The organism is Acidicapsa acidisoli (genome assembly GCF_025685625.1).
GTDB classification, from domain to species: Bacteria; Acidobacteriota; Terriglobia; order Terriglobales; family Acidobacteriaceae; genus Acidicapsa; species Acidicapsa acidisoli.
The window spans coordinates 51,197-67,907 of record NZ_JAGSYI010000001.1 but is presented as its reverse complement, the minus strand read 5'-3'; the positions used below and the strand labels follow the sequence as shown (position 1 = coordinate 67,907).

The window sequence follows — 16,711 nt, the reverse complement described above, 5'->3', positions numbered from 1 at the left end:
CGCTATTCACCCTCACGCCACATTACACAATAGAATCGCTCATACACTCATCAGGTGCAAAGTAGGATTCGCTCGCAGCGAGAAAGCTCATCCAGTCATGCGACTGTACTGGAGAGCGTAAAGTAAAACGTTGTCCCTCGTTCAGAGTTTGCAGTGGCCCAGATGCGACCACCGTGCGATTCCACAATGGAACGGGTGATTGCCAGTCCCAAACCCGTGCCCTGAGACTTGGTAGTAAAAAATGCATTGAAGATCTCATCTGCTCTTCCGGCAGGCAATCCCACGCCATTGTCCGTTACTGAGACCAGCAGTTCACCATCTTCATTCTGCTGCGACCTGATGCTAAGGTCGCCCCCGGTTTCCTTCATTGCCTCAATTGCGTTGAGCATGAGGTTCATGAATACTTGCTGCAGTTGCACACGATCGGCCTTGATTGTGGGAAGTTCCTCTGCAAGTTCCGTGCGCACCGAAATTCCATACCGTTGGGACTCGCCTCGTAGCAACATGACCATTTCGCCGACGATTTCGTTTACGTCGACCATGTCCCAGTGTGAAGAATCCTTTCGGTACAGCGAACGGACACGGTCGATGATTTGGGCTGCACGCCTAGCGTCTCTGGCCATTTCCAGAGCGGCTTCTCGTGCCTCCAACACATCCGGCTGATCGCGATCAAGTAGTCGCGCACACGCTTCAGCATTTGTTACTGCCGCCCCAATTGGCTGCTTGATGTCGTGCGCAAGCGAGGCGGTCAGTTCCACCATGGTATTCACGCGCGTGATATGCGCGAGGTCCGCCTGTAGCTCTTCGGCGCGCTTGCGATCTTCGATGTCGGTCGAGACTCCGTACCATTTGACGATCTTGCCTCGCGCATCTCGCAGCGGCACGGCACGAGTCAAGAACCAACGATATTGCCCATCCGCCGCCCGCCGATAGCGCACCTCATTTTCGAAGGGCGCATCGGTCGCCACCGAGGCGCGCCACTTTTCAGCGTGGCGCTTTAAGTCTTGGGGGTGAACAGCGGCTTGCCAACCTGAGCCGACTGTACTCTCGGTGGACAACCCCGTATATTCCTGCCAGTGGCGATTGACGAAGTCCACGGAGCCGTCGGGCAGAGTGGTCCAGGCAAACGTCGGCATCGTTTCAACGACATCCCGAAGCTTCCTTTCTTGGTGCCGTACTTGTTGGATACGCAGTCGATACAGCACCCAAACCAAAGTCAGGAAAGCGGCCACGCAAAGAGCACGGAACCAGTTCGTTTGGTAGAACGTCGGGGCGACTGAAAGATCCAGGAATGCGCCGGCCTCGTTCCATACACCGCTGTTATTGCAGGCGGTCACGCGGAAGCGGTACTTGCCCGGCACAAGGTTCGAATATTGCACCTCACGGTCGTTGACCACCTCCCTCCAGTCCCGATCTTGTCCCTCCAGCTTGAAGCGGAAGTGAACCTTTTCCGGCATAACCAGGCTCAGCGCCGTGTAATCAATTGTGAGATCGCGCACCAGCGGCGGCAGCCTCAGGAGCGAGGATGATGCGTCGCCCGACCAGTTCTGCCAGTAGGTCTTCCGATCGGCGGTGACTTGCTCGATGTGCACCGGCGGCGGGAGTTTGTTGAACGGAAGGTGATGCGGATCAATGACACTGACCCCTTCGAAAGCTTTGAACCAGATCCTTCCATCCAACAACTTGGTCACTGCGGGCGTGTAGCGCCAGAGGGCCGCCGCGAAGGTCGGTGTTCCGTCGGAACCATCAAAGGCTGTGAATGCGATGCTTCGCTTGTCATCCTTATCCAGTGCAACAGTCCAACCCTCTACGTCGGGACGTGCAATGCGAATCAGCCCACACTGCATATACAGCCATAAGGAACGGTCATCGCCCTCGACTGTCCAGTGCACTCCGTCACAAGGCAAACCGTTCTTGCTGCCGAGTGTGAGAAAGCGGCCGTCTTTCAAGCGGCTGAGGCCACCCTCAGTCGCGGCCCACAATGTGCCGTCTTGCTCGATGCGAAAGCTGTTTACACTGCCTTTGCGCAATCCGTCGGCGGCTGTATACGACTCTTGGATTTTACCGTCGGCGAAATGCTCAACGCCTCCATCGTAAAATCCCAGCCACAGGCCGCCCCGCACGGCGTCTGCCGTCAGGGCCTTTGCGTTCTCTTTATGTCCCAGGCGGGTCCATGGAATTTCCTCCACGACTCTGTTGGCAGATAGGTGGATGAGCCCCTCATTTTGGTTTGCGACCCATAGGTCGCCCCGGCCGTCCTCCGCGATGCCGTCCACGATACCGCCAGGGAAACCGCTTATTGGAACAAATCGGTCGTGTGCCAGATAGCCAAAGTCACGATTCGTGGACACCCAAATTTGCCCACGGCTATCCTGAAACAGCGAAGTCGGATTAAGTCCGTTGAGTTTCCCTTCGCGATTGCCCATGGTCTGATTCCTCCGTCCCGCCATCTGTCTAGACCACCATAGGTTGCCACCCAGACACTTCCATCTCGATCTGCCAGAACCGAGCTCACGAGATCCCTTGACAAACCCTGACCCGCAGCAAACGTCGCCACCGGGAAATCGCGGAATCGGTCCAGACCGCTCCCCGTGGCTACCCAAAGGCTGCCTTCACGATCCTCAAAAATATTCTGCACGGTGGCACCGGAAAGGCCATCGGACGGAGTGAATACATCTGTCCTGCCTTGATGGACATGCACAAGGCCTTCTGTTCGTGTGCCAATCCACAGCCCACCATCGCGGTCTCGTAGAATGCATGTGGCAGTGAATTGCCCAACGCCGCGGAGTGGATACGTTTCGATTTTGCCGTCATTGAACCGGTGGATTCCGCCCTTCCAGCCGACGAGGAGCGCGCCCTCGTTGTCTTCCCCCAGGGCTTCGACGCCGAACATTTCGCCCGTCAACGGGTACAATTTTCGAGGACCGGGTTTCCACAGCCACAGCCCGCTCACCGCGCCCACCCAGATATTACCCTGACGGTCTTCATAGAGGCCGAAGGCTCCAGAGCCAAGCCGTGCATTCTCTCCCTGACAATCGGCCATGCCACTGCGCAACCAGCAGACCTTACCGATCAGAGAGTCAGCTCCGCTGATCCATATCGTACCTTCGCGATCCTCCAGGATTCTGACGACGTACGAAACCGCCAGCTCTGGATACTCCTTTAGTCTGCCGTCCTTCCAACTGGCGGGCCCTTTCCGCGTACCAATCCATAAGGTCCCGTCACGAGCGGCCAATAGACTAGAGACATTGTTAGACGGCAGCTGCTGACCGGCAGGTGGCCGCCATGGAATCGCGCGCACGCCATCGAACCGGAGCAAGCCGAAATCTGTGCCCCGCCATAGATAACCATCAGGCGTCTGAGCGACCGCGTTGATCTTGCCCGTTGTAAGACGGGCGCCTGCCTTCCATGCCGTATGCGCGTACTGGCTGATGTCGTGCGACGGATCCAACGCAAATGCGCAAGCGCACCACGCCAGTACAATAGAAGACACCGTAGCCAGCAGTCCCGCATGACGCCGCACTTATCCCCCCTCTGAGCGCCCCGTGTCCCAGATCTTATAGCATTCTCTCGCGGCTCTGGATCTCCCCGTCAAGGCCGAAAACGAGCCACAATTCTCATGCAAAATTTTTCCTGCGCATCAAGCCACGCCTCGTGGCACTAGGTTCCTTCAGACCCCCGCCTCGCGGCGTCGCCCTTGCGCTTCGCTGATCCTTCACCTCCATCAGGTTGGATAAGTTGAACGCGTGAGCGAACTGCACTCGTGCGTCACGTCAATCTCCTTTCCGCCTTGACGTCAGAGATTTGCCACGCAACGAATACCGGCGAGACACGCTATTTCACAACCCTTTTGAATTCAGGCGATGTTGCGACTCTGATTCCTGGCATTCGCCGTGCTCCGTTAAAAGGCTGGACACTATTTCCTGCGGCCAGGCACTCAAATTGGTCTGCGCAAGAAATTCGGCTGTGCAGCTTACATAGCGTTGAAGGAACGCGTAGTGCGAGAAGACGGCTGTGCGCCTTCCCTCGATGGAGCGTCGGCCGCCGATTTCGTGAAAACAAAGTAGGCCAAGAGTGAGCCTGACGCACAGAAACAAAAATAAGCATGAAGGGCACCGACAACACGTCACGGCGCCCAGTTACCTGGGCAGACGCAGTCGGAAGAATGTGTTTTAGTGATTTTCGGTGGCGGCACAGGATCGACCATAGCTGGGTGGATATTTGTTGAAGAAGGAACGCGGGTCGCGGAAACTGCGGAGCGAGTTTGGCTCACACTTGCTTTTGAATGAAGTGTCACGAGCTGAGATCAAGGAGATCAGCAATGAAACTCATTGCATATCTGAAAGGCGACGACCGAATCATGGCCAGAGTTCTCGATCAGACGGCGCTGCCAGTCGCCAAACTTGAGGACTTCTGGGCGAACCCCCAGCAGAATCTATTGGCAGCCGCCCAGATGCGCTCCGGTGGAGAGCCGCTCGCAAACCTGATTCAAGTTCCGCCGCTGCCGGACACGGCCCGCATACTCTGCGCGGGCATGAACTATCTCGCCCATGCTCAGGAAACACAGCTTAAGGTGCCGGAGCAGCCCGACATCTTTGCGCGTTGGCGCTCGACCCTGTCCGTCGATGGCCAATCCGTCCCCATTCCACCGCGCGATGACCATTTCGACTGGGAAGGTGAGTTGGCGGTGGTCGTCGGCACAGAGCTCCGAGACGTCACACCTGAGGTCGCAAAGGCTGGGATCCTCGGCTATGCATGTTTCAACGACCTCAGCGCCCGTAAGTTTCAAATGGCCAGCGAGCGCTGGACACTTGGCAAGAACGCCGACAGCTCAGGACCTTTCGGCCCGTGGATCGTTACGGCCGACGAAATCCCAGATCCCGGTCGATTGCATCTCCAGACCCGCGTCAACGGCAAGATCGTCCAGGACGGCAACACGTCAGGCCTTATCTTTTCAGGCGCGGAAATCGGAGCCTATGCTTCAGGGGCAATGACGCTCAAGCCTGGCGACGTTATCGCTACCGGCACACCGGAAGGCGTCGGGGTCGCCAGGAAACCACCCATATTCCTGCACGACGGCGACGTGGTCGAAGTTGAAATCGAGCGAATTGGCCGCATAGCCAACCGGATCGTTCAACGCTGACCCATCAGCAGACCCTACGAGGAGAAGCGCCCAAAATGGCACTACTACAACCAGACACGGCTCGAATCGGTCACACATCGGGAAAACCAGCTGAAGATCGCGTTCCCGATGAACGCGTTTTCGGGACGCCGCGGGAGTTGCGCGAAGCGCTGAGTAAACTGATCGGCGGAGATCAAGTTCTGCATCGTGCCATTGACCTTATCCGTTACGCCTCCGACGCCAGCCCCTATCGCCTCATTCCGCAGGTCGTAGTAACTCCGCGCACAACCCGAGACGTTGTCGCTTTACTGAAATACTGCCGCGAGAACGGACGACATGCAACTTTCCGCGCAGCAGGGACGAGCCTCTGCGGACAGGCGCAATCGGACGACATCCTGATCGATGTCCGTAAACATTGGTATGGCATGTCGCTCGCGGACGGAGGCAGTCTGCTTCGTGCCCGGCCCGGTGTTATTCTCGGGCACGCCAGTACCTTCCTACGCAAACACGGTCGTCGCCTGGGACCTGACCCAGCGAGCATCAATGCGTGCACGATCGGCGGGGTCATCGCCAACAACTCAGGTGGGATGCGGTGCAAGATTGAGCGCAACGCGTACAACACGGTCCGCTCGATGACCCTCGTGCTGGCTTCTGGAACCGTCATTGACACGGCACAGCCCGATGCCGAGGCAGCGCTCATGCGCAGCGAACCAGAGCTTGCACAGGGTCTGCTCAAGCTGCGGGCTGAGTTGATCGCCGACCGTCCACTCACCGACCGAATCCGACATAAGTTCATGATCCGAAATACGAACGGCTACCGGCTCGACGCTCTGCTCGACGCCGACACGCCGCTCGAAATCTTCCGCCGACTCGTAGTTGGTTCCGAAGGGACGCTTGCGTTCATCGCCGAAGCGGTGATCGACACGCTCCCGACCCCCGGCGCTACCTGCGTTACATGGATTCCGTTACCTTCAATGGATGAGGCCGTCGCGCTGGTGCCCGGCCTCGTCTCTCTCGGCGCAGAGGCCGTCGAGCTCATGATGGCGCCAGCACTGACGGCTGCTGTCCAGGCGTTTCCGGGAACACCTCACTACTGGATGACACTCGATCCGAAGGCCGCCGCACTGTTGGTCGAATTCACCGCAGCGGATGACGCCGCACTTGACCATATCGAAGCTGCGGCACACGCGCTTACTGCCAACGCCAATCTGCTCCAACCTCTGGACTTCACCCGTGACGCCAAGGCGATGGAGATTGACTGGCGGGTACGCGAAGGCCTGATCGGGATCATTGGGAAAGGGCGACCGGACGGATCCGCGCTCGTCAATGAAGACGTCTGCTTTCCTCCAGCCCGCATCGCCGAAGGCGCACAAGACTTGCAGGCGCTGCTCACCAAGCACGGATTTCTGCCAGGCGTGGCCGGGCACGCGGCCTTCGGCAACTTGCATTTCACTCTTACCCCAAGGCTGGAGGACCCCGCCGATCGGGCCCGCTACAGCGCATTCATGGACGAACTGGTCGAGCTCGTGATTGACAAATACGACGGTTCGCTGAAGGCCGAGCACGGAACGGGGCGTAATATGGCCCCGTTTGTACGGCGTGAATGGGGCGATAAGGCCACAGAGATGATGTGGCGGATCAAGAGGTTGGCCGACCCATACGGTGTGCTCGCTCCGGACTGCGTTCTTACTCGTGATGAGGGAATCCATTTGCAGCGATTTAAGTCTTCCCCAGCGATCGACGGCTCCGAAGCCACGCGTTGCATCGAGTGCGGCATGTGTGAGCCGGTTTGCCCATCGCGCAACGTTACTATGACACCTCGGCAACGTATCGTTGTCCGGCGCGAGATGGCTCGCCAGCCGAATGACTCACTGATGTTTGCGCAATTGCTCAAGGACTACGAATACGACGGTATACAGACTTGCGCGGCCGACGGATCATGCGCGGAGCCTTGCCCGGTATCAATCAACACGGGGACGCTTGTCAAGTCATTCCGCCAGCGCGAAAACACAGATGGGCGCGAGAAGGTTGCGCTTGCTATCGCCAAGCGCTGGAATAGCGTCGAAACCATCGCCCGCATGGCAGTAGGCGTGACTGATTTCATCTCGAGAACTGTTGGCGTGAGAGCCTTGACGGGTCTGACTGCGGTGGCGAGAGCGGCACTCAGCAAAGACCTCGTTCCCTCAGTCCCCGGACCCATGCCGCAGAAGGCCCCAGGCAGGCTTCCGCAGACTTCGCGTCAGGGTGCAGCGGCGGTTTATTTTCCGGCCTGCATCAACCGCATCTTTGGCCGCGCGCGAGGCATGGCGCGGCGACCGAGCCTTCCCGAGGCGCTTGTGGCGCTATCTGCCCGCGCCGGGCAACCGCTCTGGATCCCCGATAACGTGCGTGGCCTTTGCTGTTCAACGCCTTGGAGTTCCAAGGGTTACCGGCTTGGTCATGAATGGATGGCCACGGCGATCGCCGACGCAATGTGGGACTGGAGCAACGCGGGCGCCCTGCCCGTCGTGATCGACGCTGTTTCATGCACTCACGGCCTATTGGACGATGTACGAACTCACATAGACCGCGAGCGACAAGAGCGATTCAATAAGATCGAACTCGTCGACGCGATTGTTTGGGTCCACCGGTTGCTCCCAAGCCTTCCGATCGAACGAAAGCTGGGTAGTGCGGCGGTGCATCCGACGTGCTCCATGATCCATCTCGGTCTCGAGGAGAAATTCATCGAGATCGCCAGGGCTGTTGCCGACGACGTTATCGTTCCAATCGGAACAACGTGCTGCGGAACCGCCGGCGATCGCGGCTTACTGCACCCAGAGCTCGTTGTCTCGGCTACACGCGAGGAGAAGGCCTATCTAGACGCGCATCCCGCCGACGTCTACCTTTCAGCAAATCGGACTTGTGAGATGGGCCTGCAGCAAGCGACCGGTAAGCCTTACGAGTCATTCATCTTCGCGCTCGAGGAGACGACTCGTCTCGATGGCGCAGCAAGATAGCTGCAAGAGGATCGTTAGAGGGGCAACGCCTTTTAGCGCCAAGAGATTTTTCATCATTTTCGACAGGGGGAGCTCATTATGAACGCCAATTTATCGATGATCCAGCACCATCGCGCAGACTTAGACGGTCTACGGATGCACTTTGTAGAAGCGGGGAAAGGCCCTGCTGTGGTCTTGCTCCACGGCTTCCCGGAGACCTGGTATGCCTGGCGTTACCAGATCACCTCGCTGGCGCAACATTATCGACTCATCGTCCCGGATCTGCGCGGCTATGGCGCCACTGATAAGCCAGCGAGCGGCTATGACAAGCGCACGATGGCCAACGACATTCGAAGGCTGATGCGACACCTGGGCATTCAGAAGGCCACCATTATCGGTCATGATCGAGGCGCTCGAGTAGGAACGCGGTTTGTAAAAGATCATCCCGAAGTGGTCGAACGGTTTGCGGCGCTGGACAATATCCCGACCAAAGTTATCTTTGACACAAAGAATGCGGCATTCGCTCAGTTCGGTTGGTTTTTCCTCTTCCAAGGTGTGCCCCATCTTCCCCAGGCGCTGGTACAGGGGCGCGAAGAGATGTGGCTGCGCTACCTCTTCGGAGACTGGACCTACAATCCCGAAGCGTTGAGCGACGCGGACATCGCCGTATACACGCAGGCTTATGCTCAGCCGGGCGGTCTGCATGGCGCTTTTTCCGACTATAGCGCCTGGCGTCAGGATCTGGAGCAGGATTACGCCGATGCGGACAAGAGGATCGCATGCCCCACGATGGCGCTGTGGGGAGCCGAATTCGCCGGAGCGAAAATTATGGACATGGCGAAACTCTGGGACGACATGGCTTCAGATCTTAAGGTTGCACCCATCCCGCTGTCAGGCCATCTGCCACACGAAGAGCAGCCCGAACAAGTGACCGCCGCGTTGCTCGATTTCCTGCAACCTTGAAATACATCGGGCAAGCGCGCCGCGTAATTGGCGAGTTGTCTCCACCAAAGGAGAGAGACAACTTGCCTTACCTAGCGCGAGGACGCCGACAATGGCGATGCAAGTGAACGAACCGCTTTGCAGGATGAAGAGGGAGGGAATACAGTGGCAACAAAAACAGTGGCCGATCTGCTTGTGCAAACTCTTGCGGCGGCCGGCGTGAAAAGGCTCTACGGGGTTTCCGGCGATTCCCTCAACGGAATTACCGACTCGATTCGACGGCAGAGCCAGATTCAATAGATTCACATGCGCCACGAAGAGGCAGCCGCCTTCGCGGCCGGCGCGGAAGCACATCTGACGGGAAGACTGGCGGTATGCGCGGGGAGTTGCGGCCCAGGCAATCTGCATTTGATCAACGGTCTTTATGATTGCCATCGCAGTCGCGTTCCAGTGCTCGCGATCGCAGCTCAGATCCCCAGCAGCGAAATTGGCAGCGGCTATTTTCAAGAAACTAACCCAGAACACCTCTTCGCGCAATGCAGTCACTACTGCCAATCGATCTCGTTTCCGGAGCAGATGCCGCGTGTTCTCGAGATTGCCATCCAGACTGCTGTTTCGCGTGGTGGGGTCGCAGTGGTTACGATTCCCGGAGACATAGCGCTACGTGATGCAACACAAGAGGGACCACGGCTACATTTTCCCCCCGCCCAGACCTACTGTATCTCCCACCGGTGATGAAATCGAGATATTGGCATCCCTACTCAATGGATCCACGAAGACAACGATCCTTGCCGGGGCGGGCTGCGCGGGAGCTCACGCGGAGTTGGTTGAACTTGCGGCCAGACTGAACGCCCCAATCGTGCATGCTGTGCGTGGAAAAGAATTCATCGAGTACGACAATCCATACGATGTGGGTATGACTGGCCTGCTTGGGTTTTCGTCGGGTTATCGCGCGATGATGACCTGCGATCTGTTGCTCATGATCGGAACGGACTTTCCATATCAGCAGTTCTTCCCGAAGGATGCGACGGTCGTACAGATCGACATCCGGGGAGAACAATTAGGCCGCCGCACCAAGGTCGACTATGGCTTTGTAGGAGATGCAAAAACGACTCTTCAGGCCCTTCTGCCAAAGCTGACGCAAAACCAGGACGATTGGCATTTGAAGACCTCCCGGGAAAATTACCAGGAGGCGAGGAGGGATCTCGATGAACTTGCGACAGCGGTATCTGGTAAGAAACCTATCCATCCGCACTATGTTGTTCGAGTACTCGACGCGTTGGCTGCCGAAGATGCGATCTTCACCTGTGATGTCGGCACGCCGACTATCTGGGCGGCACGCTATTTAACCATGAACGGCAAACGGCGCCTGCTCGGCTCTTTCAACCACGGCTCAATGGCAAATGCATTGCCCCAGGCTATAGGCGCCCAGGTGAGCCATTCGGGGTGCCAGGTAATCTCCCTATCGGGCGACGGCGGTCTTGCCATGCTCATGGGCGACCTGCTCTCACTGTGCCAATTGCGCGCGCCTGTCAAGATCATTGTTTTCAAGAACGAGTCATTGGCCTTTGTCGAACTGGAGATGAAGGCAGCTGGGATTGTCGATTTTGGAACCGATCTGCGGAACCCGAACTTCGCAAAGCTGGCCGAAGCTGCGGGTCTCCTTGGCCTGACGGCAGAAACGCCAGATCAAGTGCCGCCAATGATCGAGCAAGCTCTCCAACACGACGGACCGGCGCTGATCGAGATTCTTGTAAGCAGGCAGGAACTGTCGATGCCTCCGACCATCACTTTCGAGCAGGTAAAAGGCTTCGGCATTTTTGCTCTCAGGGCAGTTCTCAACGGGCATGGGGACGAGATTATCGATCTCGCGAAGGTGAATCTCATCCGGTAAGCGAGCCAAATGAGCGTGGCACGAAAAAGGAGTGCTGGTATAGACGCAACTGCCGTCAGAAGCTCCGGCGAGCATCGAGATCGCGAAGAGATTTCATTACTTGCGCGCAAGCCGCTGGCGGCGCTCGGAATCAACGGCCACATCGACACGATTCAAGTAACATTAATTTGGAATCGTCTCAACCTCTCAGTTGAATGCGCGGTGGAATCGCGTCCGGGCGCCGAGTCAATCTGCTTTCCGCCTTGACGTCAAAGACTCGCCACGCAACGAATACCGGCGAGATTCCCAATTTCATAACTCTTTTGAATTCAGGCGATGCTGCGGCGCCGCTTCCTGGCACTCGGCATGCTCAGCTAAAGACGGTGGGCTTTTACGTGTGAAACGCACACCGGAAGATGGAATTGCGCTCGGCCGCCGCGTCAATCTCCTTTCTGCCATGACGCCAGAATCAAGCCATGACTACGCATTGCGCGGGAATCGGCTACGGGTTACCGCTTGAAGGAGCGTCTGCAGCCGACGCTGTGAAGTCGAAGCAAACCAAATCGGAAAGTCCAGCTTCGACAGCAAAGGTTGCATGACTGTGATCTCGTGATTATCGAGGCTGGCACCGGATCAACTTTAACTTCGTGGACCCTCACAGGAGAAGGTAAACGCGTCGCGGTGGTTGAGCGCAAGCAAAAACATTATCCAGATAGGAGATTGAACATGTCCAGGCCATTGGAGAACAAACTTGCACTCGTCACAGGTTCGTCGCGCGGAATCGGAGCTGCTATCGCTATCCGTTTGGCCGCCGATGGTGCTTACGTCATTGTCAACTACGCGGCAAGTCCGGCGCGTGCAGAAAAGGTCGTCAAGGAAATCCGCAATGCAGGCGGGAATGCAGAGGCCGTAGGCGCTGATCTCAGCACCGTCCAGGGAATCAATAAGTTGATCGCGTCCATCGACCAGGTTTTCGGTGCCTCCTTCGGTGGACGTCTCGACATTCTCGTAAACAACGCAGGAACGGTGGTCTTCGGGCCGTTCATGGAGGGTGCCGAAGATTCCTACGACAAGCATTTCAATCTTAACGTTCGGCCCCTCATCGCGTTATCGAAAGACGCTGCGCGTCGGATGCTTCCGCAGAAGTGGGGGCGGATTATCAACATCGGCTCCATTCACGGAGAGTCTGCACCTATTCCCGGCGTGACGATGTATGTCGCAACTAAGTTTGCGGTCCACGGCTTCACACGCGGACTCTCGCGTGAACTGGGAGCTACCGGAGTTACGGTTAACGCCGTACAGCCTGGATTCATCGACACTGAACTGAGCCCTGCAAACGGTCAAGCGGAGGACATGAAGAAGCTCACTAGCGTTGGTCGGTTCGGCCGAGTCGAAGAAATTGCTTCTGCCGTCGCATTTCTCGCTCATCCAGAATCGGCGTTCATCAACGGCGAGAACTTAACCGTGGACGGCGGCTGGAGCGCATAACCGTTCGAGTGGCTGCGTGATAACAACTGCAGCTACCCTTCGCTGTTCGCCCCCGGGAGCAGTTTCGAAGTGCTGCAACTGAGCGATCCCTCGTGAAACACTGGGCCTCGCCGTTAGGCCCACCTGGCATCCGTGTGAACGCCTTTGCGCCAAGGATAATTGAAACCGATATATCGAGTCTTAGCAAAGCGGAAGCGGGCCGCACTCTTGCACCCAGCATGCGGTCGCTCAAGAGAATCGGCAAACCCGATGATGTAGCCGACGCGATCGCGTTCCTCGCCTCCGATGGTGCTCGGTGGATCACCGGGGCAAGTATTCCGGTGAATAGTGGGTCGAAGCTTTAGCCGTATACATTCCAGAAGCGCGGCCGCGAACGACAACCCGGGCCCGACGGACGTCCTCATTCTTCGCTTACAAGACGACGGCCGAGCATACATTCCGCTTTTTCTGAAGGCAAGTTGAACGCGTGAGCGAAGTGCGGCTCGTGCGTCACGTCAATCTGCTTTCCGCCTTGACGTCAGAGTTTTGCCACGCAACGAATACCGGCGAGACCCGCTATTTCACAACCCTTTTGAATTCAGGCGATGTTGCGACTCTGATTCCTGGCATTCGGCATGCTCTGGTAAAGAGCGCGGGCGTTTACGTGCAAGTCGTCTGAGACTTTCGAACAGTTGCAGACGGTTCACGCTCAGCGCCCAAACACAGAGGAGACTCCGATGCAAACAGCTCAACCCGACTACTTCACTGCTTATCAGTACGTAAAGCTGAGTCGAGACGCCAACGGCGTGTTGACGGTTTCACTTCACACCAACGGAGGGCCGTGCCTTATGACCGCACAAACTCACACTGAGTTTGTCGAGGCCTTCTATCGAATTTCGCAGGATCGAGCCAACAAGATCGTAATCCTGACGGGCGCAGGCGGAGACTTCATCACAGATGTCGATTGGTCATCTTGGGGCAACCCTGGCGATCCTGGCATCTGGAGCCCGATTCATGACGAAGGTGTTCAGGTTTTGGAAAACATAGCCAACATACGTGTGCCGGTCATTGCGGCGGTCGAGGGGCGCGCGCATGTTCACACCGATTATCTGCTGCTCGCCAATGTGATTGTGGCTGCCGAGGGGGCGACCTTCCAGGATGTGGCCCATTTTGCCGCTGGTGTTACACCCGGTGACGGAATCTTTACCACTTGGAGTTATCGCGCGGGTGCGGGACGAGCCGAGGTGTTTCTCATAAACCCCCATCCGGTGCCGGCACGTACGGCACACGAATGGGGGGTCGTGGCTGAGGTCACGCCGAACGGTAAGGCTCTCGCCCGAGCACACGAATTGGCCGCGCTCTACCTAAAGGTCCCCGAGATAACACGGCGTAATACGCGGATCCACTTCATTCAGCCCCTAAAAGAGCGCATTGTGCGGGAAGTCGGCTACGGGCTGTCGCTCGAAGGAGCGTCTGCAGCGGACCTTGTGAAGTCGAAGCAAACCAAATCCGAACGTCAGGCTTCGACAGCAAACGTTGCATGAAGGCGAAGGGTTCATCCGGTCGGCGCCGCGATTTGAGTCGCAGCCAGTCGGAGAATTTGGTATTCACCGATCGCAGTGCTGGATCTTCTGAGAACTACAGGACAACGGGCGCGGAGTGTCTGCGTGCACAGACGCGCTGCAAGGAAATCTAAACTAATGCGCTGATAACGCGAACAAAGGAGATGAAGCTATGTCACTCGCAAAACGAAGTGAAAAGGGGTTGCTCACGCCAGACAATTGCGTCGTGGCGCTTATCGATCACCAACCACAGATGCTTTTCGGAATTACCAGCATCGATCGTCAAACCCTCATCAACAACGTCGTGGGTTTCGCAAAGGCGACCAAAGTGTTCGGCCTACCCACGGTCCTCAGCACGGTCGAGACGAAATCTTTCAGCGGCTATATCTGGCCGCAACTCAAAGCGCAGTTCCCCGACATCACGCCCATCGAACGCAGCAGCATGAACTCTTGGGACGATGCAAAGTTCGTTGCGGCCATCAAGGCCTCAGGTCGTAAGAAGATCGTGCTCGCAGGACTCTGGACGGAGGTTTGCGTAGCTTTTCCCACGATCCAGGCTATTACGGACGGCTACGAAGTGTATGTGGTTGAAGACCTCTGTGGCGACCTCGATGTCAGGACGCATGATGCCGCAATGCGCCGCGTGGAACAGGCGGGGGCCAAACCGGTGACCTGGATCCAGGTCATGCTCGAGTGGCAGCGGGACTGGGCCCTGAAGGAAACCTATGACGCAGTAATGGACATTGTGAAGACGCACGCAGGTGCATACGGTATGGGCGTTGAATATGCCTACACGATGGTGCATGGTGCGTCGCCAACGGAACTTCCCGATTGGACGCCACCGCTTGAGCTAGCCCACAAGTAAGTAGTAGCCGGGGAAGCGCGACCGCCTTCCCCGCCTTACTTTCTCCAAAACCAGCTCGATAACCTCGGAGGACGCTATGTCTCAGAAGACGATCTATCACAACGGAAAGATCGCGACCAACTCGACCCCATACTTCGCCGAAGCGATGGCTGTTGAGGATGGGAAGGTGCTTGCGACCGGCACCTCCTCCAATTTGCTCCAGACTCGTGAGGCCGGCACAAAACTCGTGGACCTGGGCGGCCATACAGTGATTCCCGGGCTTAACGACTCCCATATGCACGTGATCCGGGGGGGGCTGCACTATAACCTGGAGCTTCGCTGGGATGGCGTTCCCTTTCTTGCCGATGCAATGCGCATGTTGAAAGAGCAAGTTCTGCGCACCCCGGCCCCGCAATGGGTTCGTGTGGTCGGCGGCTGGACAGAGTTTCAGTTTGCAGAGCGGCGCATGCCGACTCTTGAAGAGATAAACAAAGTCGCTCCTGACACTCCTGTGTTTGTCCTGCACCTCTACGACCGGGCAATGTTGAACGCGGCTGCTCTTCGAGCAGTTGGTTATACCAAGGACACACCCGACCCACCGGGAGGCGAAATCCAGCGTGACAAGCGCGGCACGCCCACAGGTATGCTGATAGCCTCACCTAACGCAAGTATCCTCTATTCGACGCTTGCCAAAGGTCCTGTCCTTGGTTATGAAGACCAACTCATATCAACTCGTCACTTCATGCGCGAGTTAAACCGGCTCGGTATCACCAGCGTAATCGACGCTGGCGGTGGATTCCAGAACTATCCCGACGACTATAAGGTTATCGAAGAATTACACAAGCGTGGGCAGATGACATTGCGTGTCGCGTACAACCTGTATACGCAGCATCCAAAGCATGAGATCGAAGACTTCAACAAATGGACGTCTTCAGCATCTCTTTACCAAGGCGATCATACTTTGCGTCTCAATGGCGCCGGCGAGAATCTCGTCTTCGCAGGCGCGGACTTCGAGGATTTCCTCCAGCCACGACCGGACCTCGACCACACCCTCGAAACACAACTCGAGATTGTGGTTCGGTTGCTCGCTGAAAAGCACTGGCCATTCCGCCTGCACGCCACCTATAACGAATCCATCGAGCGATTCCTGAATGTCTTTGAGAAGGTCGACCGCGACATCCCCTTCAAAGGGCTGCACTGGTGCTTCGATCATGCGGAGACGATTTCTGACCAAAACATTGATCGAACCGTCGCACTCGGAGGCGGCATCGCGGTCCAGCATCGTATGGCCTTCCAGGGGGAATACTTCGTCAAACACTACGGCGCTGAAGCAGCGAAGAGGACGCCACCGATTCGACGCATGTTGGAGATTGGCGCGCATGTCGGGGCGGGTACTGACGCAACACGAGTGGCAAGCTTCAATCCCTACGTATCACTTTATTGGCTCGTCTCCGGTCGCACGGTAGGCGGGATGCCGCTCTATGGCGGGGAGAACAGGATGTCGCGCGAGGAGGCGCTGCGCCTTTATACACAGGGGAGCAGTTGGTTCTCAGCCGAAGAAGATGTAAAGGGATCGCTGGCTCCAGGTCAACTCGCCGACTTCGCTGTTCTCACCTCAGACTTCTTTTCTGTGCCGGAGCAGGAGATCAAGAACCTGCAATCTGTTCTCACGGTGGTAGGTGGAGAGGTCGTTTATGCGTCGGAGGACTTCGGCCAGTTGGCGCCGCCCCCGTTACCCGCTGCGCTCGATTGGGCTCCGACGGCCCATTACGGAGGTTATTACAACCCCGTGTCACACGTTGGAGCAGCGATGCACTACGGATGTTCCAGACACCATGCCTCGGCCGCATCCCGAGGCACTGAACGCCTCGGAGAGTCTCTATGGGGATTGGGCTGCGATTGCTTCGCCTTTTGACTCCGGGCTCG

The 16,711-nt window shown here is 57.2% G+C and carries 15 protein-coding genes; 13 read left to right on the top strand and 2 right to left on the bottom strand.

All coding sequences use genetic code 11. The annotated features are described in order from the left end of the window. Positions 1-95: 95 nt before the first annotated feature. A complete protein-coding gene (locus OHL23_RS00285) occupies positions 96-2,381 on the bottom strand; it encodes an ATP-binding protein (protein WP_396127310.1) in 2,286 nt (761 codons plus the stop codon). Then, positions 2,297-3,523, bottom strand: coding sequence for a ligand-binding sensor domain-containing protein (locus OHL23_RS00280; protein ID WP_263349738.1), 1,227 nt, complete (start codon positions 3,521-3,523; stop codon positions 2,297-2,299). Before OHL23_RS00280 ends, OHL23_RS00285 begins: the two co-directional genes overlap by 85 nt. A gap of 798 nt (positions 3,524-4,321) precedes the next feature. Here OHL23_RS00280 and OHL23_RS00275 point away from each other — a divergent pair. From OHL23_RS00275 to OHL23_RS00215, 13 genes are all read left to right on the top strand, one after another. Next, on the top strand, positions 4,322-5,143 hold the full coding sequence (locus OHL23_RS00275) for a fumarylacetoacetate hydrolase family protein (protein WP_263349737.1): 822 nt from the start codon (positions 4,322-4,324) through the stop codon (positions 5,141-5,143). 35 nt (positions 5,144-5,178) lie between these two features. After that, positions 5,179-8,118 carry an FAD-binding and (Fe-S)-binding domain-containing protein gene (locus tag OHL23_RS00270; RefSeq protein ID WP_263349736.1) on the top strand — a complete coding sequence of 980 codons (2,940 nt, stop codon included), beginning with the start codon at positions 5,179-5,181 and terminating at the stop codon, positions 8,116-8,118. Between the two features lie 78 nt (positions 8,119-8,196). Then, positions 8,197-9,060, top strand: a complete 864-nt coding sequence (locus tag OHL23_RS00265; protein ID WP_263349735.1) for an alpha/beta fold hydrolase — start codon at positions 8,197-8,199, stop codon at positions 9,058-9,060. 144 nt (positions 9,061-9,204) lie between these two features. Further along, on the top strand, positions 9,205-9,339 hold the full coding sequence (locus OHL23_RS00260; RefSeq protein WP_263349734.1) for a thiamine pyrophosphate-binding protein: 135 nt from the start codon (positions 9,205-9,207) through the stop codon (positions 9,337-9,339). A 6-nt stretch (positions 9,340-9,345) separates the two neighbouring features. Continuing rightward, on the top strand, positions 9,346-9,774 hold the full coding sequence (locus tag OHL23_RS00255; RefSeq protein WP_263349733.1) for a thiamine pyrophosphate-binding protein: 429 nt from the start codon (positions 9,346-9,348) through the stop codon (positions 9,772-9,774). A 13-nt stretch (positions 9,775-9,787) separates the two neighbouring features. Further along, a complete protein-coding gene (locus tag OHL23_RS00250) occupies positions 9,788-10,933 on the top strand; it encodes a thiamine pyrophosphate-dependent enzyme (protein WP_263349732.1) in 1,146 nt (381 codons plus the stop codon). Positions 10,934-10,942: 9 nt separating this feature from the next. Further along, positions 10,943-11,179, top strand: coding sequence for a hypothetical protein (locus tag OHL23_RS00245; protein ID WP_263349731.1), 237 nt, complete (start codon positions 10,943-10,945; stop codon positions 11,177-11,179). 459 nt (positions 11,180-11,638) lie between these two features. After that, positions 11,639-12,400: an SDR family NAD(P)-dependent oxidoreductase gene (locus tag OHL23_RS00240; protein WP_263349730.1), complete on the top strand. Its 762-nt coding sequence runs from the start codon at positions 11,639-11,641 to the stop codon at positions 12,398-12,400. Positions 12,401-12,492: 92 nt separating this feature from the next. Next, positions 12,493-12,744, top strand: a complete 252-nt coding sequence (locus OHL23_RS00235; RefSeq protein WP_263349729.1) for an SDR family oxidoreductase — start codon at positions 12,493-12,495, stop codon at positions 12,742-12,744. Between the two features lie 122 nt (positions 12,745-12,866). Further along, on the top strand, positions 12,867-13,058 hold the full coding sequence (locus OHL23_RS00230) for a hypothetical protein (RefSeq protein WP_263349728.1): 192 nt from the start codon (positions 12,867-12,869) through the stop codon (positions 13,056-13,058). 58 nt (positions 13,059-13,116) lie between these two features. After that, positions 13,117-13,923, top strand: a complete 807-nt coding sequence (locus OHL23_RS00225) for an enoyl-CoA hydratase/isomerase family protein (protein WP_263349727.1) — start codon at positions 13,117-13,119, stop codon at positions 13,921-13,923. Positions 13,924-14,113: 190 nt separating this feature from the next. After that, positions 14,114-14,806: a hydrolase gene (locus OHL23_RS00220; RefSeq protein ID WP_263349726.1), complete on the top strand. Its 693-nt coding sequence runs from the start codon at positions 14,114-14,116 to the stop codon at positions 14,804-14,806. 76 nt (positions 14,807-14,882) lie between these two features. Next, positions 14,883-16,700 (top strand): amidohydrolase, encoded by a 1,818-nt coding sequence (locus OHL23_RS00215; RefSeq protein WP_263349725.1) that lies wholly within the window; start codon positions 14,883-14,885, stop codon positions 16,698-16,700. Positions 16,701-16,711 lie beyond the last annotated feature (11 nt).

Coding starts and splice junctions, on each gene's coding strand:
- OHL23_RS00220 (WP_263349726.1), top strand. CDS start 14,114: ATGTCACTCGCAAAACGAAGTGAAAAGGGGTTGCTCACGCCAGACAAT.
- OHL23_RS00270 (WP_263349736.1), top strand. CDS start 5,179: ATGGCACTACTACAACCAGACACGGCTCGAATCGGTCACACATCGGGA.
- OHL23_RS00245 (WP_263349731.1), top strand. CDS start 10,943: ATGAGCGTGGCACGAAAAAGGAGTGCTGGTATAGACGCAACTGCCGTC.
- OHL23_RS00275 (WP_263349737.1), top strand. CDS start 4,322: ATGAAACTCATTGCATATCTGAAAGGCGACGACCGAATCATGGCCAGA.
- OHL23_RS00265 (WP_263349735.1), top strand. CDS start 8,197: ATGAACGCCAATTTATCGATGATCCAGCACCATCGCGCAGACTTAGAC.
- OHL23_RS00215 (WP_263349725.1), top strand. CDS start 14,883: ATGTCTCAGAAGACGATCTATCACAACGGAAAGATCGCGACCAACTCG.
- OHL23_RS00255 (WP_263349733.1), top strand. CDS start 9,346: ATGCGCCACGAAGAGGCAGCCGCCTTCGCGGCCGGCGCGGAAGCACAT.
- OHL23_RS00240 (WP_263349730.1), top strand. CDS start 11,639: ATGTCCAGGCCATTGGAGAACAAACTTGCACTCGTCACAGGTTCGTCG.
- OHL23_RS00225 (WP_263349727.1), top strand. CDS start 13,117: ATGCAAACAGCTCAACCCGACTACTTCACTGCTTATCAGTACGTAAAG.